Annotated in this window: 24 protein-coding genes and 1 riboswitch; of the genes, 14 read left to right on the top strand and 10 right to left on the bottom strand. The window is 72.8% G+C overall.

All coding sequences use genetic code 11. The features are described 5' to 3' along the window. Position 1: 1 nt before the first annotated feature. The 10 genes from hpnD to AB0G74_RS25685 all read left to right on the top strand — a co-directional run bounded on the left by hpnD (position 2) and on the right by AB0G74_RS25685 (position 11,075). Positions 2-940, top strand: a complete 939-nt coding sequence (gene hpnD / locus AB0G74_RS25730) for a presqualene diphosphate synthase HpnD (RefSeq protein ID WP_361150535.1) — start codon at positions 2-4, stop codon at positions 938-940. A gap of 739 nt (positions 941-1,679) precedes the next feature. Next, on the top strand, positions 1,680-3,077 hold the full coding sequence (gene hpnE / locus AB0G74_RS25725; RefSeq protein ID WP_361150493.1) for a hydroxysqualene dehydroxylase HpnE: 1,398 nt from the start codon (positions 1,680-1,682) through the stop codon (positions 3,075-3,077). 65 nt (positions 3,078-3,142) lie between these two features. Continuing rightward, on the top strand, positions 3,143-4,240 hold the full coding sequence (locus AB0G74_RS25720; protein WP_361150533.1) for a polyprenyl synthetase family protein: 1,098 nt from the start codon (positions 3,143-3,145) through the stop codon (positions 4,238-4,240). Between the two features lie 153 nt (positions 4,241-4,393). Beyond that, positions 4,394-4,516, top strand: coding sequence for a hypothetical protein (locus tag AB0G74_RS25715; protein WP_361150491.1), 123 nt, complete (start codon positions 4,394-4,396; stop codon positions 4,514-4,516). A gap of 74 nt (positions 4,517-4,590) precedes the next feature. Next, complete coding sequence (gene shc, locus AB0G74_RS25710) at positions 4,591-6,684, top strand: squalene--hopene cyclase (protein ID WP_361150488.1); 2,094 nt, start codon at positions 4,591-4,593, stop codon at positions 6,682-6,684. After that, a complete protein-coding gene (locus tag AB0G74_RS25705; protein WP_361150485.1) occupies positions 6,684-7,337 on the top strand; it encodes a 1-hydroxy-2-methyl-2-butenyl 4-diphosphate reductase in 654 nt (217 codons plus the stop codon). Before shc ends, AB0G74_RS25705 begins: the two co-directional genes overlap by 1 nt. 5 nt (positions 7,338-7,342) lie before the next feature. After that, entirely contained in the window at positions 7,343-8,365 is a 1,023-nt protein-coding gene (hpnH, locus tag AB0G74_RS25700) for an adenosyl-hopene transferase HpnH (protein ID WP_361150482.1), read from the top strand. A 229-nt stretch (positions 8,366-8,594) separates the two neighbouring features. After that, complete coding sequence (locus tag AB0G74_RS25695; RefSeq protein ID WP_361150479.1) at positions 8,595-10,025, top strand: aspartate aminotransferase family protein; 1,431 nt, start codon at positions 8,595-8,597, stop codon at positions 10,023-10,025. An 89-nt stretch (positions 10,026-10,114) separates the two neighbouring features. Beyond that, positions 10,115-10,750 (top strand): XRE family transcriptional regulator, encoded by a 636-nt coding sequence (locus AB0G74_RS25690; RefSeq protein WP_361150477.1) that lies wholly within the window; start codon positions 10,115-10,117, stop codon positions 10,748-10,750. A 145-nt stretch (positions 10,751-10,895) separates the two neighbouring features. After that, positions 10,896-11,075: a DUF6126 family protein gene (locus AB0G74_RS25685; protein ID WP_361150474.1), complete on the top strand. Its 180-nt coding sequence runs from the start codon at positions 10,896-10,898 to the stop codon at positions 11,073-11,075. A 37-nt stretch (positions 11,076-11,112) separates the two neighbouring features. On the opposite strand, the gene AB0G74_RS25680 is transcribed toward AB0G74_RS25685, so the two are convergent. After that, the gene (locus AB0G74_RS25680; RefSeq protein WP_361150471.1) at positions 11,113-11,925 is read right to left on the bottom strand and encodes a tyrosine-protein phosphatase; all 813 of its coding nucleotides are present in this window, start codon (positions 11,923-11,925) and stop codon (positions 11,113-11,115) included. A gap of 467 nt (positions 11,926-12,392) precedes the next feature. Continuing rightward, positions 12,393-12,552, top strand: a riboswitch (cyclic di-AMP (ydaO/yuaA leader). Between the two features lie 5 nt (positions 12,553-12,557). On the opposite strand from AB0G74_RS25680, the gene AB0G74_RS25675 reads away from it, so the two are divergent. Further along, positions 12,558-13,538 carry a LysM peptidoglycan-binding domain-containing M23 family metallopeptidase gene (locus AB0G74_RS25675; RefSeq protein WP_361150469.1) on the top strand — a complete coding sequence of 327 codons (981 nt, stop codon included), beginning with the start codon at positions 12,558-12,560 and terminating at the stop codon, positions 13,536-13,538. Between the two features lie 193 nt (positions 13,539-13,731). After that, positions 13,732-14,532, top strand: a complete 801-nt coding sequence (locus tag AB0G74_RS25670) for an SGNH/GDSL hydrolase family protein (protein WP_361150466.1) — start codon at positions 13,732-13,734, stop codon at positions 14,530-14,532. 79 nt (positions 14,533-14,611) lie between these two features. On the opposite strand, the gene AB0G74_RS25665 is transcribed toward AB0G74_RS25670, so the two are convergent. The 7 genes from AB0G74_RS25665 to AB0G74_RS25635 form a co-directional block, all read right to left on the bottom strand. Next, complete coding sequence (locus AB0G74_RS25665; protein WP_361150464.1) at positions 14,612-15,436, bottom strand: tyrosinase family protein; 825 nt, start codon at positions 15,434-15,436, stop codon at positions 14,612-14,614. Between the two features lie 16 nt (positions 15,437-15,452). Continuing rightward, complete coding sequence (locus AB0G74_RS25660; protein WP_361150462.1) at positions 15,453-15,851, bottom strand: tyrosinase cofactor; 399 nt, start codon at positions 15,849-15,851, stop codon at positions 15,453-15,455. A 316-nt stretch (positions 15,852-16,167) separates the two neighbouring features. Beyond that, positions 16,168-17,031, bottom strand: a complete 864-nt coding sequence (locus AB0G74_RS25655; RefSeq protein ID WP_361150460.1) for an STM4011 family radical SAM protein — start codon at positions 17,029-17,031, stop codon at positions 16,168-16,170. A gap of 10 nt (positions 17,032-17,041) precedes the next feature. After that, positions 17,042-18,397 (bottom strand): STM4012 family radical SAM protein, encoded by a 1,356-nt coding sequence (locus AB0G74_RS25650; RefSeq protein WP_361150458.1) that lies wholly within the window; start codon positions 18,395-18,397, stop codon positions 17,042-17,044. Continuing rightward, positions 18,394-19,239: an STM4013/SEN3800 family hydrolase gene (locus tag AB0G74_RS25645; protein ID WP_361150455.1), complete on the bottom strand. Its 846-nt coding sequence runs from the start codon at positions 19,237-19,239 to the stop codon at positions 18,394-18,396. Before AB0G74_RS25645 ends, AB0G74_RS25650 begins: the two co-directional genes overlap by 4 nt. Before the next feature lie 115 nt (positions 19,240-19,354). Further along, the gene (locus AB0G74_RS25640) at positions 19,355-20,575 is read right to left on the bottom strand and encodes an STM4014 family protein (RefSeq protein ID WP_361150452.1); all 1,221 of its coding nucleotides are present in this window, start codon (positions 20,573-20,575) and stop codon (positions 19,355-19,357) included. Positions 20,576-20,579: 4 nt separating this feature from the next. Continuing rightward, entirely contained in the window at positions 20,580-21,527 is a 948-nt protein-coding gene (locus AB0G74_RS25635) for an STM4015 family protein (RefSeq protein WP_361150449.1), read from the bottom strand. 244 nt (positions 21,528-21,771) lie between these two features. Here AB0G74_RS25635 and AB0G74_RS25630 point away from each other — a divergent pair, with 244 nt between their 5' ends. Together AB0G74_RS25630 and AB0G74_RS25625 are read left to right on the top strand one after the other, a co-directional pair. Further along, positions 21,772-22,098: a hypothetical protein gene (locus AB0G74_RS25630; protein ID WP_361150446.1), complete on the top strand. Its 327-nt coding sequence runs from the start codon at positions 21,772-21,774 to the stop codon at positions 22,096-22,098. Positions 22,099-22,306: 208 nt separating this feature from the next. Continuing rightward, positions 22,307-23,368 carry a DUF6745 domain-containing protein gene (locus tag AB0G74_RS25625; RefSeq protein ID WP_361150444.1) on the top strand — a complete coding sequence of 354 codons (1,062 nt, stop codon included), beginning with the start codon at positions 22,307-22,309 and terminating at the stop codon, positions 23,366-23,368. 74 nt (positions 23,369-23,442) lie between these two features. On the opposite strand, the gene AB0G74_RS25620 is transcribed toward AB0G74_RS25625, so the two are convergent. After that, positions 23,443-24,075, bottom strand: coding sequence for a TetR/AcrR family transcriptional regulator (locus AB0G74_RS25620; RefSeq protein ID WP_361150441.1), 633 nt, complete (start codon positions 24,073-24,075; stop codon positions 23,443-23,445). Continuing rightward, entirely contained in the window at positions 24,072-24,770 is a 699-nt protein-coding gene (locus tag AB0G74_RS25615) for a DUF4166 domain-containing protein (protein ID WP_361150439.1), read from the bottom strand. The genes AB0G74_RS25620 and AB0G74_RS25615 overlap by 4 nt, the downstream gene beginning before the upstream one ends.

The following is a 24,770-nucleotide window of genomic DNA, read 5'->3' as shown; positions in this document are numbered from 1 at the left end:
GATGGAAGGACCGACCGGCGTGTCGGCGGCGGTGCGGGCCGCGTACAGCTACTGCGAGGCGGTCACGGGAGCCCAGGCGCGTAACTTCGCCTACGGCATCAGGCTCCTGCCGGCCGACAAGCGCCAGGCGATGAGCGCGTTGTACGCGTTCTCCCGGCGGGTGGACGACATCGGCGACGGGCCGCTCGCGGCCGACGAGAAGCGGGACCGGCTGGAGGCCACCCGGGCCGTACTCGACCGGATCCGGCGCGGCGACGTACCCGACGACGACACCGATCCGGTCGCCGTCGCGCTCGCCGACGCCGCCCGGCGCTTCCCGATCCCCCTCGACGCCCTCGACGAACTGATCGACGGCGTCCTGATGGACGTCCGCGGACGCACCTACGAGACCTGGGACGATCTGCGGGCGTACTGCCGCTGTGTGGCCGGTGCCATCGGACGGCTCTCCCTCGGCGTCTTCGGCACCCAGCCCGGCGCGCCCGGCACCGAACGGGCCGCCGAGTACGCCGACACCCTGGGCCTCGCCCTGCAACTCACCAACATCCTGCGGGACGTACGGGAGGACGCGGCCAACGGGCGGGTCTATCTCCCCGCCGACGACCTGGCCAAGTTCGGCTGCTCCGCGGGCTTCCACGCGGCCACCCCGGCGCCCGGCGCCGACTTCACCGGCCTGGTCCACTTCGAAGTACGCCGGGCCCGGGCCCTCTTCGCCGAGGGCTACCGGCTGCTGCCGATGCTCGACCGCCGCAGCGGCGCCTGTGTGGCCGCCATGGCCGGGATCTACCGACGGCTGCTGGACCGGATCGAACGCGACCCCGAGGCGGTCCTCCGCGGCCGCGTCTCGCTCCCCGGCCGGGAGAAGGCGTACGTCGCGGTCCGCGGCCTGTCGGGCCTGGACACCCGTACGGTCGGCCGCCGCATCCCGAGGGGACGCGCCTGATGCCCCATCACCCCGAAGCCCTCGTCTCCGCCCAGGCCAGCACGTCCGCCCGCGTCCCGCGCGTGGGGACGGTGCGGCCGGCGGCTACGGGCTCGACCTGCCCGATGTCCCTTCCCCGCGCGTGCGGGGAAGGTCCGGCCCCGGCCTTCCGCACCGGCGGCGACCTGTCGTCGTTCTCGCGCCCGTCGGTGTGTCCAGGCGCAGCGACACCCGCCGTGGCGCGCTCCCCGCGCGAGCGGGGATGGTCCCCGGCTGATGCCGGAGACGACGTCTTCGAGGACGTGGTCCCCGCGTGGGCGGGGGTGGTCCCCGCCGGTACGTGTGCCGGGTGGCCGGGCCGTCGCGGTCCCCGCGCGTGCGGGGACGGTCCAGCGGCCGGATCGGTCGTGTCCTCGTACTCGCCGTGTTCCCCGCGTCCGCGGGGATGGTTCCCCGAGCCCGTACGAGGCGAGCGCCGGGGCCGTAAGCCGGGTCCGGAGAGTCTCGCCCGGCCCGCGACGCCCGGCCCGCGCGCTCTCCCCCGTAGCCCTTCGGGCACGGAGGGACCCCCACCGCCGTCGCGACGGCGGGCACCGGACGCCGCGGGCACCGCCCTTCGAGCGGACGGCGCGACTTTCCGGACCCGACCCGGCGCGCTCGCGGCGGCGCGTACGGCATCCGCTCCGCACGCGCCCGCGCCGCGGGCAACCGCCGGTACCCGCGGCGCGTCACTGTGCTCGACGACCCGAGGGGAGGCCGGATGAGCGACCACGACATCCGGCGAGACGGAACGGGCGACGCGGTCGTCGTCGGCGGCGGGCTCGCCGGGGCCACCGCCGCGCTCCGGCTGGCCGACGCGGGGGTACGCGTCACCCTGCTCGAAGGGCGGCCCCGGCTGGGCGGCCTCGCCTTCTCCTTCCAGCGCGGCGGGCTGACCGTCGACAACGGCCAGCACGTCTATCTCCGCTGCTGTACCGCCTACCGCTGGTTCCTGGACCGGATCGGCGGTACGGATCTCGCCCCGGTGCAGGACCGGCTGGACGTACCCGTGGTGGATCCCGCGCGCCCCGAGGGCAGGCGGCTGGGACGGCTGCGGCGCGCCGCGCTGCCCGTACCCCTCCATCTCGCCGCCAGCCTCGCCACGTACCCGCATCTCTCCCTCGCGGAGCGCGCCTCCGTCGGACGGGCCGCCCTCGCGCTGCGCGCCCTCGACCCGGCCGACCCGGCGCTGGACGGAGTCGACTTCGCGAGCTGGCTCGCCCGCCACGGGCAGTCGCCGCGTACCGTCGCCGCGCTCTGGGACCTGGTCGGCGTGGCCACCCTCAACGCCCGCGCCGCCGACGCCTCCCTGGGCCTGGCCGCCATGGTCTTCAAGACCGGGCTGCTCTCCGAGCCCGGCGCCGCCGACATCGGCTGGGCCCGGGTACCGCTCGGCCAGCTCCACGACACCCTGGTCCGCGAGCGGCTCGCGGCGGCCGGGGTACGGACCGAGACCGGTACCCGGGTCAAGGACGTCACCCGGGCCGGCGGGGGCCGCTGGCGGGTCGGGACCGAGACCGAGACCCTGGACGCCGACACCGTCGTCCTCGCCACCGCCCAGCGGGAGACCCACGCCCTGCTCCCGGAGGGCGCCCTGGACGCCCCGGACCGGCTGCTCGACATCGGCACCGCGCCGATCCTCAACATCCATGTGGTCTACGACCGCCCGGTGCTCCGCCAGCCTTTCTTCGCCGCCGTCGGCTCCCCCGTGCAGTGGGTCTTCGACCGTACGGAGGCGTCCGGGCTGACCGACGGCGGCCAGTACCTGGCGCTCTCCCAGTCCGCCGTCGAGCACGAGATCGACGCGCCCGTCGCCGAACTGCGCGCCCGCTATCTGCCCGAATTGGCCCGGCTGCTGCCGCTCTCCCGGGACGCCGAGGTCCGCGACTTCTTCGTCACCCGGGAGCGCACCGCCACCTTCGCCCCCACGCCGGGCGTCGGACGGCTGCGCCCCGGCCCCCGCACCCGCGCGCCCGGCCTCTATCTGGCCGGTGCGTGGACCGCCACCGGCTGGCCCGCCACCATGGAGGGCGCCGTACGCAGCGGACTGACCGCCGCGGGCGCCGCCCTCACCGAACTGGGCCGCCCCCACGAACATCCGCTCAAGGAGACGGCGTGAGCCTCGTCACCGCGACGACCGAACCGACAGAACCCACCGAACTCAGGGGAGAGACCGTGCCGACAGTGCCCTCGGCGAACCCGGCGGAAGACCAAGCGCCCGGCGGCGCGCCGGGCGCGGGCGGCACCGGCGGTGTGGACATCGCCGCACTGCTGGAGCGCGGCCGGGAGATGTCGGCACCGGAGCTGCGGGCCGCCGTGGGACGGCTGGCCCCGCCCATGGACACCGTCGCGGCCTATCACTTCGGCTGGATCGACGTCGAGGGGCGGCCCGCCGACGGAGACGGCGGCAAGGCCGTCCGCCCGGCGCTCGCCCTGCTCTCCGCCGAGGCGGCGGGCGCCCGGCCCGAGGTCGGCGTCCCGGGCGCGGTCGCCGTCGAGCTGGTGCACAACTTCTCCCTGCTGCACGACGATCTGATGGACGGCGACGAGCAGCGCCGCCACCGGGACACCGTCTGGAAGGTGCACGGGCCCGCCCAGGCCATCCTGGTCGGCGACGCGCTCTTCGCGCTCGCCAACGAGGTGCTGCTGGAGCTGGGCACGGTGGAGGCGGGCCGGGCCACCCGGCGGCTGACCACCGCCACCCGCAAACTGATCGACGGCCAGGCCCAGGACATCTCCTACGAGCACCGCGAGCGCGTCAGCGTCGAGGAGTGCCTGGAGATGGAGGGCAACAAGACCGGAGCGCTGCTGGCCTGCGCCGTCTCCATCGGCGCCGTACTCGGCGGGGCCGACGACCGGACCGCCGACGTCCTGGAGCGGTACGGCTACCACCTCGGCCTCGCCTTCCAGGCCGTCGACGATCTGCTCGGGATCTGGGGCGACCCGGTCACCACCGGCAAGCAGACCTGGAGCGATCTGCGGCAGCGGAAGAAGTCCCTGCCGGTCGTGGCGGCGCTCGCCGAGGGCGGCCCCGCGTCCCGGCGGCTCGGCGAACTGCTCGCGGCCGACGCCAAGAGTTCCGACTTCGACTCGTTCTCGGAGGAGGAGTTCGCCACCCGCGCGGCGCTGATCGAGGAGGCGGGCGGCCGGGAGTGGACCTCGCAGGAGGCCCGTCGTCAGCACACCATCGCCGTCGAGGCGCTGGACGCGGTCGACATGCCGGGCCCGGTGCGGGAGCAGCTCGTCGCCCTCGCCGACTTCGTGGTCGTCCGCAAGCGCTGACCGCGGGCGCCGACGGCGGCAGCCGGAGCGGGCGCCCCCGGCCGGTCCGCGACCGCGATCCGGCCGTACGGCCCGTCGGCGCCGGGCCCGCGGCGCGGCCGACCGCACCGGCCCGGTGGCCGGGCCCGCTCACCGGGGCGAGAGGGCTGATAGGTGGTCAATCCACCCGGCGAAAGCCTCGACAATCCCGCCCCGGGCAACTATGACGGAAAATCCATGGAAGAGATGATCGCCATCACCTACACGCCGATACGCATCGCAGTCGCCGGCAGGTGACCTGAGTACCCGTTCACCCGCCGACGGCATACCCCAGCACAGCGCAGACGAATCACTGCACCGAAGGGGAAGCCATGACAGCGACGACCGACGGAAGCGGCGGGCCCGCCCGGGCCCGTACCACCGCGGAGACCGAGACAGCGACGGCCCTCCCCCCGGCGAACGGACTCGCCCCGGGGAGTACGGCCGTGGGGGAGCACCTCGCGGACGGGCCGCCCGCCCTGGCCCACCGGGCCGTCGAACGCTCCGTGGCCCATCTGCTGGCCCGGCAGGACGCCGAGGGCTGGTGGAAGGGCGATCTCGAGACCAATGTGACGATGGACGCCGAGGACCTGCTGCTGCGGCAGTTCCTCGGGATCGAGGACCGGGCGACCACCGAGGCGTCGGCCCGGTTCGTCCGGGGGCAGCAGCGCGCCGACGGCACCTGGGCCAGTTTCTACGGCGGCCCCGGCGAACTCTCCACCACCGTCGAGGCGTACGTCGCCCTCCGGCTCGCCGGTGATCTGCCCGAGGACCCCCATATGGCCAGGGCCGCCGCCTGGATCCGGGACCAGGGGGGCATCGCCGCGACCCGGGTCTTCACCCGGATCTGGCTGGCGCTGTTCGGCTGGTGGCGGTGGGAGGACCTGCCGGTCGTCCCGCCCGAGCTGGTCTTCCTGCCCAAGTGGTTCCCGCTCAATATCTACGACTTCGGCTGCTGGGCCCGGCAGACCATCGTGCCGCTCACCATCGTCTCGGCCCGCCGCCCGGTGCGCCCGGCGCCGTTTCCCCTGGACGAACTGCACACCGACCCCCGGGTGCCCAGTCCGCCCCGGCGCCTGGCGCCCCCGCACACCTGGGGCGGTCTCTTCCAGCGCGCGGACCGGATGCTGCACCGCTACCACCGGCTGGCCGTGCGGCCGCTGCGGGAGGCCGCGATCAAGGAGGCGTCGCGGTGGATCGTGGAGCGGCAGGAGAAGGACGGCTGCTGGGGCGGGATCCAGCCGCCCGCCGTCTACTCCCTGATCGCCCTCCATCTGCTGGGCTACGACCTGGACCACCCCGTGATGAAGGCCGGTCTGGAGTCGCTGGACCGGTTCGCGGTCTGGGACGCCACGGAGACCGGCGCGCCGGTCCGGATGATCGAGGCGTGCCAGTCCCCGGTATGGGACACCTGTCTCGCCACCATCGCCCTCGCCGACGCCGGGCTCCCGGCCGACCATCCGGCGCTGGTCCGGGCCGCCGACTGGATGCTCGGCGAGGAGGTCGTCAGGACCGGTGACTGGCTGGTGCGGCGGCCGGGCCTGCCCCCGGGCGGCTGGGCGTTCGAGTTCCACAACGACGTCTACCCCGATATCGACGACACCGCCGAGGTGATCCTGGCGCTGCGCCGGGTCCGGCATCCCGATCCGGCCCGGGTCGACGCGGCGGTGGCCAGGGCCGGGCGGTGGACCCTCGGCATGCAGTCCCGGGACGGTGCCTGGGGCGCCTTCGACGCCGACAACACCAGCCCCTTCCCCAACCGGCTGCCGTTCTGCGACTTCGGCGAGGTGATCGACCCGCCGTCGGCCGATGTCACCGCGCACGTGGTGGAGATGCTGGCGTACGAGGGCCGGGCGAACCACCCCAGGGCCCGGCGCGGCATCGACTGGCTGCTCTCCCACCAGGAGCCCAGCGGCGCCTGGTTCGGCCGGTGGGGCGTCAATCACCTCTACGGCACCGGTTCCGTGGTCCCGGCCCTGATCGCCGCCGGGATCCCGGCGTCCCATCCGGCGGTCCGGCGGGCCGTCGCGTGGCTGCGGTCCGTCCAGAACCCGGACGGCGGCTGGGGCGAGGACCTGCGCTCGTACGACCACGACGACTGGGTCGGCAAGGGCGCATCGACCGCCTCCCAGACCGGCTGGGCGCTGCTGGCGCTGCTGGCGGCGGGGGAGCGGGAGAGCGAGTCCGTGGCGCGCGGGGTGCGCTGGCTGGCCGGGACCCAGCGGGAGGACGGCGGCTGGGACGAGCCGTACTTCACCGGTACCGGCTTCCCCTGGGACTTCTCGATCAACTACCACCTGTACCGGCAGGTGTTCCCGCTGACCGCCCTGGGGCGCTATCTCCACGGCGAGCCGGTCCCGGGCCGGGCGGCCACCGGCGCGCGGCCGGTGACGGCCGGTGCCCCGACCGGCGGCGAGGGGAGCTGATGGCCCGCCCGGCGGCCCCGGAAGGCCCCGGGGCGCCGCTGCTGATCGCCTGTGCGCTCGGCATCGAGCGGCTGGCCCTGCGCGGCGGCGACCACGGGGGCGCCCGGGGCCCGGTGACCGTACTGCGGACCCGGATGGGCCCGGTCAACGCGGAACGCGCGGTCCGGGCCGCGTTGGACGGCGGCCCGCTGCGGGACGCCGCCGTGGTGGCGTCCGGGTTCTGCGCCGGTCTCGCCGCCGGGATGCACCCCGGTGATCTGGTGATCGCCGACGAGACCAGGATCGACGGCACGGCGACGCCCTGTACGGATACCGCCCGGCTGGCCGACGCGGTCGCCAGGGCCCTGCCGGGCCGCCGGGTGCACACCGGCCCGCTGACCGGATCCGACCATGTCGTCCGGGGCCCCGAGCGGGCCGAACTGCGGGCCACCGGCGCGATCGCCGTCGACATGGAGTCGGCGGCCACCCTGCGGGGCGCGCTGGCGGCCGGGCCCCGTCCGGTTGCCGCCGTCCGGGTGGTCGTGGACGCCCCGGAGCATGAACTAGTCCGTATTGGCACGGTACGCGGTGGAATATCAGCCATCCGTGTTCTTCGTGCCGTACTTCCCGCTTTTCATGAATGGCACCGTTCTTTGTCGCTCCCCAGGAGGTGAGCCAGATGGTCATGCCGCTCCGTCAGTCCATCAGGGTCGGGACCTATCTCTTCGAACAGAAGCTCCGCCGGCGGGAGAAGTTCCCCCTCATCGTCGAGTTGGAGCCGCTCTACGCCTGCAATCTCAAGTGCGAGGGCTGCGGCAAGATCCAGCACCCGGCCGGGGTGCTCAAGCAGCGGATGCCGGTCGCCCAGGCCGTCGGGGCGGTCCTGGAGTCCGGTGCCCCGATGGTCTCCATCGCGGGCGGCGAACCGCTGATGCATCCGCAGATCGACGAGATCGTCCGGCAGTTGGTGGCCCGCCGGAAGTACGTCTTCCTCTGCACCAACGCCCTGCTGCTCCGGAAGAAGATCGAGAAGTTCACCCCCTCCCGCTACTTCGCCTTCGCCGTGCACATCGACGGACTGCGCGAACGGCACGACGAGTCCGTGGCCAAGGAGGGGGTGTTCGACGAGGCCGTGGCGGCGATCGAGGAGGCCAAGCGGCGCGGCTTCCGGGTCACCACCAACTCCACCTTCTTCAACACCGACACCCCGCAGACCGTGATCGAGGTCCTGAACTACCTCAATGACGACCTCCGGGTCGACGAGATGATGATCTCCCCGGCCTACGCCTACGAGAAGGCGCCCGACCAGGAGCACTTTCTCGGCGTCGAACAGACCCGGGAGCTGTTCCGCAAGGCGTTCTCCGGCGGCAACCGGGCCCGCTGGCGGCTCAATCACTCCCCGCTCTTCCTCGACTTCCTCGAAGGCAAGGCGGACTTCCCCTGCACCGCCTGGGCGATCCCCAACTACTCCCTCTTCGGCTGGCAGCGGCCCTGCTATCTGATGAGCGACGGATACGTCCCCAGCTACCGCCAGCTGATTGAGGAGACCGACTGGGAGAAGTACGGCCGGGGCAAGGACCCGCGGTGCGCCAACTGCATGGCCCACTGCGGCTACGAACCGACCGCCGTCCTGGCCACCATGGGCTCCCTCAAGGAGTCGCTGCGGGCCGCCCGGGAGACCGTCACCGGCAACCGGGGCTGACCGGCACACCCGCCCCGGGCCCGGGTGGCCCGGAGCGGCGGGTGGCGGCGGGACCGGCGTACGGCCCGTACCCCCGCCGCCACCGCCGACCGGACCGCCGTACGCCGACAGGACGGCCGTGCCGACCCGGGGCGGACACCCGGACCGGATCCGGCCGGGACCGAACGACACCGGGACCGGCGCGCGCCGCGCCGACACCGCACCGGCAGCCGAGGAGAGCCGAAACGACATGACCCAGCCACCGCAGCACCGGACGGCCGCCGACCCCCCGCACCCGGACGGCGGCTTCGACCTGAACCGGCTGCTCGCCGAACGCGGGGGCGAGCGATACGCCCTGCACACCCGGCACCTCAACCACCAACTGCCCCGGATGCTCCGTACCATCGGCTTCGACCGGGTCTACGAACGCGCCGAAGGCGCCTACTTCTGGGACGCCGACGGCCACGACTATCTCGATATGCTCGCGGGCTTCGGCGTGATGGGCCTCGGCCGCCACCACCCCGTCGTCCGCAAGGCCCTGCACGACGTACTCGACGCGTCCCTGGCCGACCTCACCCGCTTCGACTGCCAGCCGCTGCCCGGACTGCTCGCCGAGCGACTGCTCGCGTACAGCCCCCATCTGGACCGGGTGTTCTTCTCCAACAGCGGTACGGAAGCCGTGGAGACGGCGCTGAAATTCGCCCGCTGCGCCACCGGCAGACCCAGGGTCCTCTACTGCGACCACGCCTTCCACGGGCTGACCACCGGCTCCCTCTCCGTCAACGGCGAGGCGGGCTTCCGCGACGGCTTCGCCCCGCTCCTCCCCGACACCGCCGTCCCCCTCGGCGACCTCGACGCGCTGAAGCGGGAGCTGCGCCGGGGCGATGTGGCCGCCCTCGTGGTGGAACCCGTCCAGGGCAAGGGCGTGTACGAGGCCCCGCCCGGCTATCTGCCGGCCGCCGCGGAACTGCTCCACCGGCACAAGGCGCTGCTGATCGCCGACGAGGTGCAGACCGGCCTCGGCCGGACCGGCGACTTCTACGCCCATCAGCACGAACCCGGGGTAGAACCCGATCTGATCTGTGTCGCCAAGGCGCTCTCCGGCGGCTACGTCCCGGTCGGCGCCACCCTCGGCAAGGACTGGATCTTCCAGAAGGTCTACTCCGCCATGGACCGGGTCCTGGTGCACTCCGCGAGCTTCGGCTCCAACGCCCAGGCCATGGCCGCCGGGCTCGCGGTGCTCTCGGTGATCGAGGACGAGAAGCTGGTGGCCAGGGCCCGGACCACCGGCGATCTGCTGCGTACCCGGCTGGCCGGGCTGGTGGACCGGTACGAGTTCCTGGCCGATGTCCGCGGCCGGGGCCTGATGACCGGGATCGAATTCGGCCGCCCCTCGTCGCTCGCCCTGCGGGGCCGCTGGGCGATGCTCCAGACCGCCCGCAAGGGACTCTTCGCTCAGATGGTGGTGGTACCGCTGCTGCACAAGCACCGGATCCTCACCCAGGTCTCCGGCGATCATCTGGAAGTGATCAAGCTGATTCCGCCACTGATCATCGGCGAGCCGGAGGTGGACCGCTTCGTCACCGCCTTCACTGCGGTCATGGACGAGGCCCACAGCGGGGGCGGATTGCTCTGGGACTTCGGGAAAACCCTGGTCAAACAGGCCATGGCACAGCGCTGACCATCAGTTCGAAGGCCATACGTCCGAGAAGTTTTTGCCTCTGGGGCAAGAAAGTTGCCTCAGAGGCATTTTCCTGGCGCAATGGACTCATGCAGAGTCCTCCCGGGGGCCACCCCCCGGACCCCCGATCCACGGCGCCCGGCGGGCCGCCGGACGAGCCGGAGTCGCTGCCCGACGTGGCGCCCAGGCTCCGCGATCTGCGCCGCAGGCGCGGACTGACCCTGGAGGCCGCGGCCCATCGCGCGGGGCTCTCGCCCGCGCATCTCTCCCGGCTGGAGACCGGCCGGCGCCAGCCGTCGCTGCCGATGCTGCTCGGTCTCGCCAGGATCTACGGTACGACAGTCTCCGAGCTGCTGGGGGAGTCGTCGCCGGAGCACGACCCGGTGATCAGGGCCGGGAGCCGGGAGCCGTCCCAGGCCGACGGGTGGACGTACCACCAGGTCGGCGGGCCGGGCCGGGCGATGCAGTCGCTACGGCTGATCGTGCCCTACGGCGCCCAGGGCGAGCTGGTCCGCCAGCACCCCGGCGAGGAGTGGCTCTATGTCCTCGACGGCCGGGTCCGGCTGTCGCTCGGCGACACCGTGCACGAGCTGGGACCCGGTGACAGCGCGCACTACGACTCCCTCACCCCGCACCGGATCACCGCCGCGACCAGGGACGGAGCAGAGATGATCTTCGTCCATACGCTGCTCCAGAGCCCCGATATCTTCCATCCGCACTTCTGACGGCGCCCCGTGCCGGTCCGGCTTCGCCGCCCGGCCCCCGACGACCGTCAGAACCGCCCGACCGGTCCCGGTGACCGGCCGGGAACCCCTCCCGGCCCGGCCGGGGGACAGCCCCGGCCCCGGGCCGGAGAAAGCAGAGGCCGTCATGGTCGAGAACCCCACCGCGGGCGAGGGTGCGGCACTCCCCGCCGACCGTCCCGTCCGGGAGCGCAAGGAGGAGGGCAAGTTCCCCAAGGGGATCTGGATCCGGCTCTTCGCCTATCTCGTCGCCGGACATGTCTTCGCGGGCTTCCTCTATCTCCTCTTCGAGGTCGGCGCGAAGTAGTCGCGGGCCCCGGTCGGGGGCGCCGCCGCGCCGCCGGTCAGGCCGTGGTGAGCAGCCGCTCCCGCAGCCGGTCCCGGGTCTCCGGGGCCAGGCCCAGCCCCCGGGACAGATACTCCTCGGTCCCGCCCCAGGTCGAGTCGATGGTGTCGAAAGCGGCCCGCAGATACGCCGGACGCGCGTCGAACAGCGGGCTCAGCAGCTCCATCACCTCGCCGGACGTCCCGGCGGGCGCGTCGTCGGCCCGCCGGACCAGATAGCGGCGGTGCGGGTCGTTGGACTTCAGATAGTCGGCCTCGATCGCCTCCCGCTCCACCCCGACCGCCAGCAGCGCCACCGCGATCGAAAGACCCGCCCGGTCCTTGCCCGCCGCGCAGTGCATCAAGGCCGGGACGCTGTCCTCGGCCAGGGCCCTCAGGACCCGCCCGTGCTCGCCGGTCCGGCCCGTGATCAGGGTCCGGTACGACTCCACCATCCGGTCCGCCGCCCGGCCGTCCGCCAGCAGGGACCGCAGCTGGGGCAGATCGCCCCGGTGGACCACCTGCCAGAACTCGGCGCCGTCGGCCGGATCGCTCAGCGGCAGATTGAGATTCCGCACCCCCGGCAGGGTCACGTCCGGGCCCTCGATCCGGATGTCGGCCGCGTTGCGGAAGTCGAAGATCGTATGGAGGCCGAGACCGGCGAGGAAGGCGGTGTCGCTTCCGGTGGCATGAGCCAGATGGCCGCTGCGGTAGAGCCGTCCGTGGCGCACCGTCCGCCCGTCGCCGGTCGGCATGCCGCCGACGTCGCGGAAGTTGCGGACCCCGGCCAGCTCGGGCTCGGTGGACGGAACCTGCGGCACCTGCTGCGTCACTGAGGGCTCCCTGAGGCGTCACTGCCGTCGGCCCGGACGCCGACGGTGGCGTGAACCCGACGATACGACATCGGTTCCGTCGGGCGATCTTCTTGTCGGACCGGTCCTGAGTGGTGCCGCGAGGGTGCCGGAGCCGGGCCGGAGAACGGCCGAACCGGCAGAGGATCGTAGGGTTCTGTCCGTATTCATGCCCAATAGGTGCTTCGTCGAACATGCCCCGCCTCATGGGTAGATGGGCGCTCCTCATGAGCAGGATCACAATCGTGACGTTGTGTGGCGGGGGCCGCCGGGCGGGACGCCCCCGGCGGTGGGGAGTTGGCCCGGGGGTCTCCACGGAGGGTGACCGGCTCCGGCGCCCCCGCAAGATCGACCCCGGTCGCTGCCGTACCGCTTGGCTTGTTCCTGGCGACATGGCCGGTTTACGGTCGCCGAACTCCGGACGGACCGCCGAATCCTGCCGCCGCCCGGACTTTCCTTCACCCGAACCACGTGGCAGGAGCGGGGGACCCAGGTAGTACGCCGATCCGGGCGACCGGACGGCTCGGGGTGAAGCCGTGCCCGACGGGCGCGGCCGGGCAACTCCAGCCCGAACCCGACAGCTCACCTCGCAGGCGCCGGAGAGGAAACGCGCCATGCCCGGAAAGGGTAAGCACCGCCGTCCCCGGACGACGGTCATCACACGCGGCATCGTCGCCGCCGGTACCGGCGGAGCCGCCATCGCCCTGCCCCTGATCGGGGCCACCGGCGCCCACGCCGCCGAACCCGCCGCCCCGGTGACCGCCGCCGTCGCCCCGGCCGCCCAGGTGACCCCGGCCGCCGCCGAGAAGACCGCCGCCGGAGCCACGACCTATGTCGTCGTCGCCGGTGACCACCTGTCCAAGATCGCCGTCGAGCGCGATGTCGAGGGCGGCTGGCAGCAGCTGTACGCCGACAACCGTACGGCCGTCGGCGACGACCCGTCCCTGATCCACCCCGGTCTGAAGCTCACCCTGAACGGCGAGGGTGCCGAGCGCCCGCAGTCCGGGACCGGCGAGAAGCCGGCGAAGGCCGAGAAGAAGGCGGAGACCGGCAAGGCCGACCGCGCCTCCCGCGACGGCGCCCGGGCCACCGCCCCGGCCCCCGCCGCCGAGCCCGCCCCGGCGAAGCAGGCCGCCCCGGCCGCCGAGCCCGCCGCCGCGGAGCCCGCCCCCGAGTCCGCCCCGGCCACCGGCGGCTGGTCCGCCCCGGTCGACGGCGCCGTCAGCACCCCGTACCGCGCCTCCGGCGCCATGTGGTCCAGCGGCTACCACACCGGTGTCGACTTCGCGGTGCCCACCGGGACCGGCATCAAGTCCATCGGCCCCGGCACCGTCGTCTCCGCCGGCTGGGCCGGCGCGTACGGCAACGAGGTCGTCATCAAGCACACCGACGGCACCTACTCGCAGTACGCCCATCTCTCCTCCCTCTCCGTCGCCGCGGGCCAGACCGTCAGCGGCGGACAGCAGATCGGCCTCGCCGGTTCCACCGGCAACTCCAGCGGCCCGCATCTGCACCTGGAGGTCCGTACCGGACCGGGCTACGGCTCCGACATCGACCCCGTCGCCCATCTGCGGAGCCACGGCGTCAACCTCTGAGCCCGCCGAGCGCGTTGAACCCGGCTCGTCCCGCGCCCCGGACCGCCCGTCCGGAGCGGCCACCGCGTCCCCCACGACACCCCTGTCGTGGGGGACGCGGTGTATTCCCGGCCGGTCGCGGGATCACGGTGTGATAGATCACGGCCCGTCAACCCCTCCCTACGGTCGCGTAGGTCACATCCCCGAGGGGAGGATGGTTGCCGTGGCAGACGATTCGAGCACAGTGATGACCGGCGGGATCGGGTCGTACGCGGCGATCGGTGACAGCTTCACCGAGGGCGTGGGGGACCCGGGACCCGATGGAACCTACGTCGGCTGGGCGGACCGCTTCGCGGTACTGCTCGCCGACCGCGTACCGGAAGGCACCTTCCGGTACGCCAATCTGGCCGTACGCGGCCGACTCCTCGACCAGATCGTGGCGGAGCAGGTGCCCAGGGCGCGGGCGCTCGCCCCGGACCTGGTGTCGTTCTGCGCCGGGGGCAATGACATCATCCGCCCGGGCAGCGACCCGGACGACGTGGCGGAGCGGTTCGAACGGGCCGTCGCCGAACTGACCGGGGCCGTCGGCACCGTCCTGGTCACCACCGGCTTCGACACCCGTGACATCCCGGTACTGCGCCATCTGCGCGGCAAGATCGCGACCTATACGGCTCATGTCCGGGCCATCGCCGACCGCTACGACTGTCCGGTGCTGGACCTGTGGTCGCTCCGGTCCGTGCAGGACCGCCGGGCCTGGGACCCCGACCGGCTCCATCTGTCGCCGGAGGGGCATACCCGGGTCGCCCTGCGGGCGGGTCAGGTACTGGGGCTCGACATCCCGGCCGACCCCGACCAGCCGTGGCCGCCGACCCCGCTGCGGGGCACGCTGGAGGTACGGCGCGACGACATCCACTGGGCCCGGGAGTATCTGGCGCCGTGGATCGGGCGGCGACTGCGGGGCGAGAGCTCCGGCGACCATGTGGAGGCCAAGCGGCCCGATCTGCTGCCGCTGTGACGCCGTGTCCGAGGGCCCGCCCGTACCGGGAGCGGGCCCTCGGACACGGTCATCCCGTCATCCGGTCACGCCGGGACCGTCAGGCGTAGGTGTACCACTGGGTGTGGTCCAGCAGGCTGGCCGGTGTGGTGTTGGTCCACGGCGCCATGTTCTCGTTGAGGGCGACCGCCCCCGTGGTGCTGGTGCTGGGCAGGTACTCGGCGCTGGTCGGGTGGAGCGCGTGCCAGTCGGCCCAGAGCTTGTCGACATAGGCGTGGTGCAGCCAGAACACCGGGTCGTTGGGGGACGTGGCGCCCTCCATATGACCCCGGACCCAGCTGTGGACCCGGTTGTGCATGCTGTAGTAGCCGTCCGTGCCCTCCAGCCGGGCCCGGAAGCCCGTCGAACCGTCCCGGAACGGGGCGGAGTCGTAGGTGGTCAGGGTCAGCGCGTCGGCGACCTGCGCCGCGGTGGGCAGGGTCGGTACGAAGAACCCGAGGGCGCGCCGGAGGTACACCCCGGTGTCGACCCCGACGGTGATGTTCCACTTGCCGCCGGAGTGGGCGAACGGGCCGTCCATGACCTGATCGTCCTGGGCACGGCCGGTGCCGCCGAGGAAGTCCGGGGCCCAGAGCGACGAGGAGGCCGTGTTGTCGACCGTCCAGTCCCAGTAGGGGATCGACACCGTCGGGTCGACCTTCTGCAGTTCGGACTCGAAGTCGATCAAGTACTTGCGGTGCCAGGGCAGGAACGACGCGCCGAAGTGGCCCACGTAGACGCTGGTGTTCATATCGAGGGCGAAGCGGAGCCGGTGGGCCTCGACGAACTGGTCGTAGACGCCTATTCGCTTCACCTCCAGCACGGCGTCGGTGAACTTCTTCTTCTCGGCGGTGGTGAGGCTCGCCTGGTTCTTCCGTACGGTCATCTCAGGGGCTCCCGGCTCAGACGGCGGACATGAACGGCACGACCTGGGCGCCCTTGAGGCTCTCGACCGCGGCCCGCGCGGCGTCGAGCGGGGTCTTGAACCGTGAGTAGTGGTTGATCGCGCTGCTCCAGCCGAACTTGTCGTGCTTCATGATGTGGAGCTCACGGCCGTCGATCAGAACCCGGTAGCCGCCGTGGGCGGCATGGGACTTGGCGGCGTGTCCCTCGGCGGGCAGCCCCTGGATCCGGCGGCCCTGGAAGACCTCGTCGAAGGAGCCGAGTCCCTTGGCGACGTCGTGCGAGCCGTGGCCGCCGGAGGAACCGACGGCGGTCGCGGTGGCGACCCCGATCAGTGCCGTGCCCGCGGCGGCGCCTGCGGCGGCCCCGATGACCTGGCGTCGGGTGAATCTGGACATGACGAAACGACCTCCTGGAATGGTGGTGGAGGGCGGCCCCGGGGATGTCCCGGAAGCGCCGCGGCCATGACTACCCGGGCCTTCGGCTTCGCAGTAGGCCGCCGAGGTCGGTTGGCTGCCATTGGGTCATGTCTTCGCAGGTCATCGCGTTGCAGCCGGTGCTTCTCGGTGCCCGGCGCCAGGAGCCGTCGCCCACTGTGGTGAAGATTCTGTCGTGAAGGCGGGGCAAATATGAAGATCCTTCGGTGGTGAGGCGATGCCGGAGGTCCCGCCCATGATCGGAACATGGCCGGAAATCGGGCCACGCTTCCGGGGGTTATGTCCCGGATGGTGAGATCCCCGGGGCCGGGATCCGTTCGAGTACGCCACCGGCGAAGACGTCGTACAGCGGCAGAGACTCCAGATGGACATAGCCGATATGGCAGTCGCAGAGCGCCAGCGGACAGGCCCTCGGCCGGAGCGCCGCCCGGTAGGAGCCGTCGTACAGATTGCCCAGCTCGGCCCGGACGAAATGACAGCGCCGGACCGTCCCCTCGCCGTCGACGGAGATCACCGACTCGCCCGTCCGGCACGGCAGCCCCGCCGAGCGGTGGGGGCGTCTGCTGTACGGGAACAGCGGGTCGACCGCCGTCCAGGCGTCGGCCTCCGCGTCCTCGTAAGTCCGGCCCTCCGCCGCGTTGACCCAGAGATAGACCTGCTCCGGAAGGTCGGCGCGGAGCCGCAGGGCGTCCTCGCGGTGCTCGGGCAGCCCCACGATCCCGACACTGAACCGGATGCCCCGGTCGGCCAGTTCACGGGTCCGGGCCAGGAACCGGTCGTACGGCGTCTCGCCCGGATGGTACGTACACCAGAGGGCCAGCTTCGCCGGGTCGGCGTCGGCGAGCCACTCCGTACGGCAGCTGAGGTTGGTCTGGATCGCCACCCGGCGGATATGCGGCAGCCGGGACAGCTCCACCAGGGTCCGCCGGTACCAGGACCGGACCAGACCCTCCCCCCAGGGGGTGAAGAGGACCGAGAGCCGGTCCCCGGTCTGTGCGGCGGCCCAGTTGGAGAAACGTTCCAGCGCCGCCCGGTCGGCCCGGAGCTGGTCCGGGGTGTCCCGGCGCTTGGCGAAGGGGCAGTAGGGACAGTCGTAGTCGCAGGAGGCCAGCGGCCCCCGGTAGAGCAGCGTCAGATCCATGACGACGGCCTCACTTCGGCTCGTACGCGGTCATCCGCGCCCGTACGGCGGGGGAGAACAGCTCGGGGCCCAGCGCGTCCGAGTGCGCCAGCCCCTCGGGGCTCAGCCGCAGCAGACCGGCGGGCGCCGACCCGTCCAGCCAGCCCAGGGCCGTGAACCGGGCCAGCTCGGGACCGAAGTCGTCCCCGGGGTCCCGGCCGAAGCGCTCCCGGTACTCGGCCACGGCCAGGCCCCGCGCCTGGAGCAGCGACTGCAGCAGATGGCGCCGGCGGGACTCCGCCGGGTCCATCGCGAAACCGACCTCGGCCCGGCCGAAGTCCTCGGTCCCGGTGTAGTCGTCGATGATGCCCCGGACCTCGGACGCGGCCACCGCGTAGTCGAACGAGTAGTGCAGCCCGGAGGTGTAGGAACGGGCCCCGCAGCCCAGGCCGATCATCCCGTCGGTCTGGCAGGCGTAGTCGTCGGGGCCGCGCGCCGCCCCGGCGCCCGGGGCGTCGGTCCGCCGGAACATCCGCATCGACACCTGTTCGTACCCCTGGCCGAGCAGCAGATCCCGGCCCCGGCGGTAGAGCGCCAGCCGCCGGGCGTCCCACTCCCGGTCGCTCTCCCGGGCCCGCCGGTCGAGACCGGTGAGCGGCCGGACGTACAGGGGGTAGAGATACAGCTCCTCCGGCCGCCAGGCGAGGGCCGTCTCCAGGGAGTAGCGCCAGCTGCGTTCGGTCTGGCCGTCGATCCCGTAGATCAGATCGATGTTGAGGACCGGGATCCGGCTCTCCCGGATCCGCCCCAGCGCCGCCTCCACCTCGGCCGTCCGCTGGGGGCGGACCGCCGCCCTGGCCTCCTGTGCGACAAAGCTCTGCACCCCGATGGAGAGCCGGGTCGTCCCCCGGGCGGCGAGTACCGCGAGCCGGTCGGCGGTCGCCGTCGACGGGGAGGTCTCCACCGCGAGCGGGACCGCCGCCAGATCGGCGCCCATCCGCTTCTCGGCGATGTCGCAGAGCCGTTCCAGTTCGTCGGCGGTGAGGAACGTCGGCGTACCGCCGCCGAACGCGGCGGCTGCGAACCGGACCGGACCGTCGTCCCCGAGCGCGTCCCGTACCGCTGTCGCCTGCCGGTCCAGGGCGTCCAGATAGCGGGTGGTCAGCTCGTCGGGGGCGCCGATCCGGGTGAAGAGATTGCAGAATCCGCAGCGGATCTCGCAGAACGGTATGTGGAGATAGAGGGAAAGGGCGTCCTTGCGCTCCCCGGCCCACAGCTCGCGCAGCGCCGGACGGTCGTCGCCCAGCGGGCGGTAAGCGGTTTTATGGGGATACGCATAGACGTAGTGCTGGTACGGCCGGGGGTGCGCGGCCGGTGCGAGAGTCATACGGCGGTCTCCAGCGGTGCGGGGAGAGCGGCCGCGCGGGCCGGGGGCTCCAGGAAGAAATGGGCGTACGGCACGGTCCACACGGCCTCGTGCCCCAGCCGGTGACCGGTGTAGCCGTCATCCCCGTAGGTGGTGCCGTGGTCGGAGCAGACGATCGCGAAACAGCGGCGACGGCTCGCGGCGGCGGCGAACAGCCGGCCGATGTGCCGGTCCACGTACTCCAGCGCCGCCGCGTGCGTGGCGCGCGAGTCACCGGCCTCCCGGGTGGCACCGGGCAGATGGAACCAGTTCGGCTGGTGCAGCGACGGGACGTTGACGAAGAGGAAGAGCCGCCGCTCGCGGGGGAGTCCGGCGACGATCTCCGCCGCCCGGTCCACCTGCGACGCGAACGAGGTCGGCGAGGCCACCCCGAACTCGGGCTCCCAGTGGCTCTCCTGGAAGAGGCCGGGCAGTACGGAACCGAGCGGCCCCTGCCGGTTGAAGAAGCCGACCCCGCCGATACAGACCGTGCGGTATCCGGCGGCGGCCAGACCCGACACCAGATCGGGGGTGTCGAAGACATAGGTGTCCCCGGCGGTCGTCTCGCTGCCCGCGAACCGGGCCGCGAACAGCCGGGGATGCGGACCCGGGGCCGCCGGGGTGGGCAGAAAGCCCGCGAACATCGCCTGATGGGAGGCGTAGGTGAAGCTGCCGGGCGCGTGCCGCCGCTCCCAGCGGCCCCCGGGCAGATGACGGGCCAGATGCGGGATCCTGCCCTGCTCCGCCAGTTCCTGGGCCACGTCGTACCGCAGGGTGTCGAGGGTGACCATCAGCAGATCGTCCCGGCCGACCACCTCGTTCATATCCGGCTCCGGGAACCCCTCGGAACCGGGCACTCCGGAGCCGGGCTCGCGGGACCCGGCGGACCCGGGCACAGGCTCCGGGAGCCCGGCGGTTCGCGACGGCCCGGGGGCGGTGTCAGGCTTCGGCACGTTCGTTCCTTGCTCTCGGTGCTGTACTCGGTGGTGCGACCGTCGCCGACGGCGATGCGGTACGGGCGGCCGGAGGCGGGACGCCCCGCGAGGCCCGGGCCCGGACGGCGGCTATCTGCGCCCCGTAGGTGTCCAAACCCTCGGCCCCGCCACCGGGCAGCCCGGTGAGCCCCGGCAGCAGATCGCCGAAGGCGTTCACCTCCCCGACGGCGAACCGCCGCCAGTCCCGCAGCGGCAGCAGATCGACCCCGACCCGCAGCGCCGCGGGGAACAGGGCCGCGGCCCGCTCGCAGATCGCCAGTGCCTCGTCCCAGTCGCCGCCCGCGCGCCCGATCGCGGCCCGGGCCGCCGCCAGATCGCCCCGGGCACCGCCCAGATGGAGATTGGTCATCGGGGAGCGGCTGGTCCGCAGGACCGCGTGACCGGCCCGGCCGTCGGTGACGACGATCCGCAGATCGGCGCTCCGCCGGTCCTGGGTCGCCTTCGGCAGCCACCGCTCGATATGCAGTCCGTCCGGGGCGAGGGTGTCCACGATCGCCGCGATCTCGGCCTCGTCGGTGTACCGCCGCACCCGCAGGGAGTTGAAGAGCCTGCCCCGCTCGTCGCGCTCGACGGACGTCGTCGCCCGGACCCGGCCCCCGCTCGCGGTCTCCACCGCGAGCACCCCCGAGGCCGACGAGCCGTGCGCCAGTTTGACGAAGACCCGGTGCATACCGGCGTCCCGGGCCAGTGCCCGCACATCGTCCCAGCCGTGCACCTGCGGAGCCTTTGGCCCCGACGTCGGGGACTCGGGCACCGGTATCCCGGCCTCCCGCAGCACCCCGTGGCAGAGCCGCTTGTCGAACAGGACGGCCAGCTCGGCCGGATCGTCCAGCGGGACGGCACCCGCCGCCGTCACGGCGGCGGACACCTCACGGACCGCGCCGACGAACCGCCCGTACCAGCGGGCCGTCCCCTCCACCCGGGCCGGATCGTCTCCGCCGCGCAGCACCCCGTCCACATAGGGGTCCTCGCCGGGCGAGTCGATCCGCACCCACTCGCCGCGCAGGAACTCGGCCCGGCCGCGCAGTACCAGGATCCAGGGCACCACCCGGACCGGCGGCAGCCCGGCGGCCCGGGCCGCCGCCGAGAAGAGACCCGCCCGGCGGCTCTCGGCATGGGCGACCACGGCGAGCCGGGGCGCCGGGGCGGACGTCGTCGCGGTCATGGCGTCATTCGCCCACGGAGACGTAGCGGTTGTCCCAGTCCCCGTCCTGCTCCCACTCGTCGAACATGCTCTCGTCGAGGTTCACCTCGACGCCGGTGCCCTCCAGGGCGGCGGCCACCCGCTGCGCCATCGGCTCGGAGAGATAGTGGTAGGAGAGGTCGAGCCGCTTCAGATGGGTCAGCGGCTGCCCCTCCAGCAGGGCCTGGGCGCCCTCGTCGCTGAGGGTGCCCATCGACAGATCGAGCACCTCCAGCCGGGCGACCACGGGCGCGCCCGCGAAGGCCGCCGCGATCTGGTCCTGCATATCGCTGTTGTGGAGCGCCAGATGGCGCAGCTTCGGCAGCCGGGCCCCGGTCAGGAACGGCTCCAGGTCCTCGATCGCGGACGTCGCCCCGTACTCCGACGTCCCCAGCCAGAGGTCCAGCGTCTCCAGCGCAGGGAAGTCCGAGGCGGCGATGTCCCGGACGACCTGGGCGTCGAGGCCGCCCGTCTCGATCTCCAGCCGCCGCAGCGACTCGTGCCGGACGGGCTTCAGCTCCAGGCCCTGACCGCCGCGCGCCCCGAACTGCTCCAGCCCGGGGAAGGCCGTCAGCAGCGGGGTGAGCGAACCCTGGTTGATCCAGGAGATCTCGCACTGGTCGGACGATATGTCGCCGACGAAGAGCGACCGCAGCTCCGGGAACCGGTCCACCGCCCCGACCAGCGCCTCCACGACCGGGCCCGGGTCCGTGTCGTAGACGTCCGACCAGGCGCCCACGATCAGGGCGCGGACCCGGGACGGATCGACGACCGTCAGAAAGCGGGCGAACTCGTCCTCCCACTCCACCTTGCTCTCGTAGGCTTCCACGGCGACGCGCCAGGCCACCGATTCGACCGGCGGCAACGCGACCTCGGTGCCCGCGTCGGGGAAGTCGAAGACGGGCAGGCCGAACAACTCCTGCAAATCGCTCATGGAAGAACTCCAGACACCGAGGGTGGTCGATCGCGTGATCGGTTCGATGGGGAGAAGTTGTACCAAGCGCCACTGACAACCGGCCGACGGGGGTGGTCGCACCGTCGCCCGGCCCGGAGCCGGTACGAGCACCCGGCGGTGGGCCGGGCCGGGGCCGGGCCGTCGTCCGGGGCGATTGTCAGACCCTCCCCTTAGCGTTCAACTCAGTTCGCCGCACTCGGCGCCGAACGACGAGGGGAGAGCCATGTACCGGCAAGGAGACGTGCTGATCGCGCCCGTCGCGGAGGAGTCCGTCCCGTCCCATCTCGCCGATGCCCCGGCCGAACCGCGGGACCCTCGCGGCCGGATGGTGCTGGCGCTGGGCGAGGTCACGGGCCACGCCCACGCGGTGCTGGGCGGCGGACGGCTGGTCCGCGAGCCGGGGCCGTTCGGGCCGCTGGTGCTCCATCTGCCCCAGGGCGGCAAGGTCGTCCACGAGGAGCATGCCGCCATCGACCTCCCCCGCGGCTGGTACCGGGTCGTGCGCCAGCGCGAGTATCTGCCGGGCGCGGTGCGCATCGTCGCGGACTGACCTCGCGCCGCCGGACCACGATCCACCCGCGCGGCACCCCGGGACACCGGCACGGCGCACGACGGCGGTTCGCCGGGAGGGCCGGAGCGCGACAGCACAGCGCCATCAGTACGACAGCACCACACGCGGTAGCGGAAACACAGGAACAGCGGAGCGAACGAGAGTCGGTCCCGGGCCGGGGCCGGGCGACAGGGACGGGGAGAGACCGATGCTTCAGGTCGAGGATGTCGACATCATGGGCAAGTGGCGGGCGATCGCGGCGGCGACCGGACCCGCGGACCGGGCCGCGGCCGAGGACGGCGTGCGCCGCGCCTACCGCGACGCCGGGCTGACCGCGCCGGAGCGGATCGTCTGGGCGGGATCACCGCTGGAGGCGGTGGTCCTGCTCCGGACCCTCGGCGACGAGCCGGGCCTATCGGTACGGGACCGGGTCCGCACCCGGCCCTGGGCCGATGAGCGCCGCCGGGTCCACGACGAACTGGGCCCCGGTGGCTGGACCGAGCTGTGGAGCGCGACCGGCGCCCGGCTCTGGGACACCACCCGCGCCCTCGCCGACCGCATCCGGGCCGGGATCCTGGAGCGGCTCGCGGAGGGGATCCCCGGCGACGAGGAGGCCGCCCTTCAGGAGGCCCTCCGGGAGCTGGAGACCGAACTGCGCCAGATCCTCCTCGACGCGGTGCTCGGCCAGCACGACGCCGCCTGGCTGGCCGCCTTCGACGGCCGCAGCGACCGGCTCGCCCCGCTGGCGGACATCGCCGCCGCCGCCGGCTGGTGGTGGCCGTACGAGAAGACGGCGGTGATCTGCGAGCGGCCCGTCGAGCTCCACCGTGACGAGGCCGGACGGCTCGACAGCGGCTCCGGGCCCGCCCTGCTCTTCCCCGACGGATTCGCCCTGCACGCCTGGCGCGGCATGCCCGTGCCCGCCGCCTTCCTGGACGAACTGACGTCGCTCGACCCGGCCCGGATACGGGACGAGGAGAACGCCGAGCTGCGCCGCGTCATGCTGGAGTTCTACGGGTACGACCGCTATCTCGCCGAGTCCGGTGCCCGCCCCGTGCACCGCGACGAGACGGGTGTCCTGTGGCGGATCCCGATGACCGGCGACGAGGACGTGGCCATGGTCGAGGTGGTCAACAGCACCCCGGAGCCGGACGGCAGCCACAAGACGTACTGGCTGCGGGTGCCCCCGCGCACCGCGACCGCCAAGGAGGGCGTCGCCTGGACCTTCGGTCTGGAGGAGGGGGAGTACGAGCCGCTGCGCCAGACCTGAGGGCCCGGCCGGGTTCCGGCTCGCCCGGCGGCGGGCCGGGGGCGACGAGCCGGGTGCGCGAGGCGGGCGGGGCGTCAGCCGGAGGTGTGCCGCCGGAGCCGGTGGCGTACCGCGCGCTGGCCCAGCGGGCCCAGCTCGTCGAGGACGGCGGCGAGTTCCGCGAGCCCGGCCAGCGCGTCGAGCGCCCGGTCCGCGCCGTCCGGATCGACGCCCTCGTAGAGCTCCAGACCGACGAAGGCGGCCGAGACCGCCCGGGCCAGTCCGGGCGGGTCGGCGAACTCGCCGAGCGGCGTCTCGCCCAGTACCCGGACGAGCACCTTCTCGATCTCGTTGATCCACAGCTCCAGACCGGCCGAGGTGGCGGGGCCGAGCCGGGGCTGGGTCTGGGCACCGGCGAGCAGCTGGGCGAGGGCGGCGACACCGCCGTGCTCCCGCTCCTCCCGGTGCATCTCCCGCCCGAAGGCGAGCAGTTCGGCGAGGGAGCCGACGGAGTCGAGCCGGGGCCGGTAGCGCTCGACGCGCTGCCGGGCGCCGTGTCGGCACGCCTCCGCCAGCAGTTCGTCCACGGAGCCGAAGTGGTAGAAGACCAGGGCCTGGTTGACCCCCGCGGCGGCGGCGATGTTCCGGGCCGACGCCTTGGCGATGCCGTGTTCCGTGAGGGTGCGCAGCGCGCCCTCCAGCAGCTTCACCCTGGTCTCCTGGCTCACGCCCGTATCTCCTCGCGTACCGGGCGCAGCCCGGCGCGCACCCCGGACGAGCCTATGTCCTGATAGGTGGCCGTGAACGAGCCCTCGTAGCCGAAGAGGGGTCCGAATCGCCGGTTGGTCACCCGGACCCGGATCCGGAACCGGTCCGTGGTGTCGTCGTACGACTCCCTCACCTCGGCGTCGGCGCCGATCAGCTCGGGTACCCGGACGTCCACCGGTCCCTCGCGGAAGCGGTGGGACCAGGCGCGGATCAGCAGGGAGCCGTCCGGTTCGGCGCTGGGCAGCAGTTCGGAGGCGAGATGCTGATGGGTGCCGAGATAGTCCAGGACCCGGTCGCCCCGGGGGTCGAGGACCATGGTGGCGTCGAATCTGCGGGGCCCGCCGGGGAAGGCGAAGGTCCGGACGAAGGTGACGGTCTCACGGCCGAAGGAATCGAGGTACGGCACGTTCTCGATCACGAACGGGATCCGGCGGCCGGTGCGCGGCAGCAGGATGTGACGGCTCGCCCCCAGGGCGAGGAACGGCTTCAGCAGAGGTGCGATCAGCGGGGAGCCGCCGTGCCAGATCCGGTCCATGACACCCCGGCCGGTGCAGGACTCGCCGCTGTCGAGTCCGACGGAGAACCGGCGGCGCAGGGCGGGATGGAGCCGTTCGAAGGCGGCGTCCCCCATGGCGGTCCGGAAGATCGAGGTCAT

Origin of the sequence: Streptomyces sp. NPDC020875 (assembly GCF_040641415.1) — a bacterium.
In the GTDB taxonomy this organism is placed as follows: Bacteria; Actinomycetota; Actinomycetes; order Streptomycetales; family Streptomycetaceae; genus Streptomyces.
This window is presented reverse-complemented; position numbering and strand designations above follow the sequence as displayed.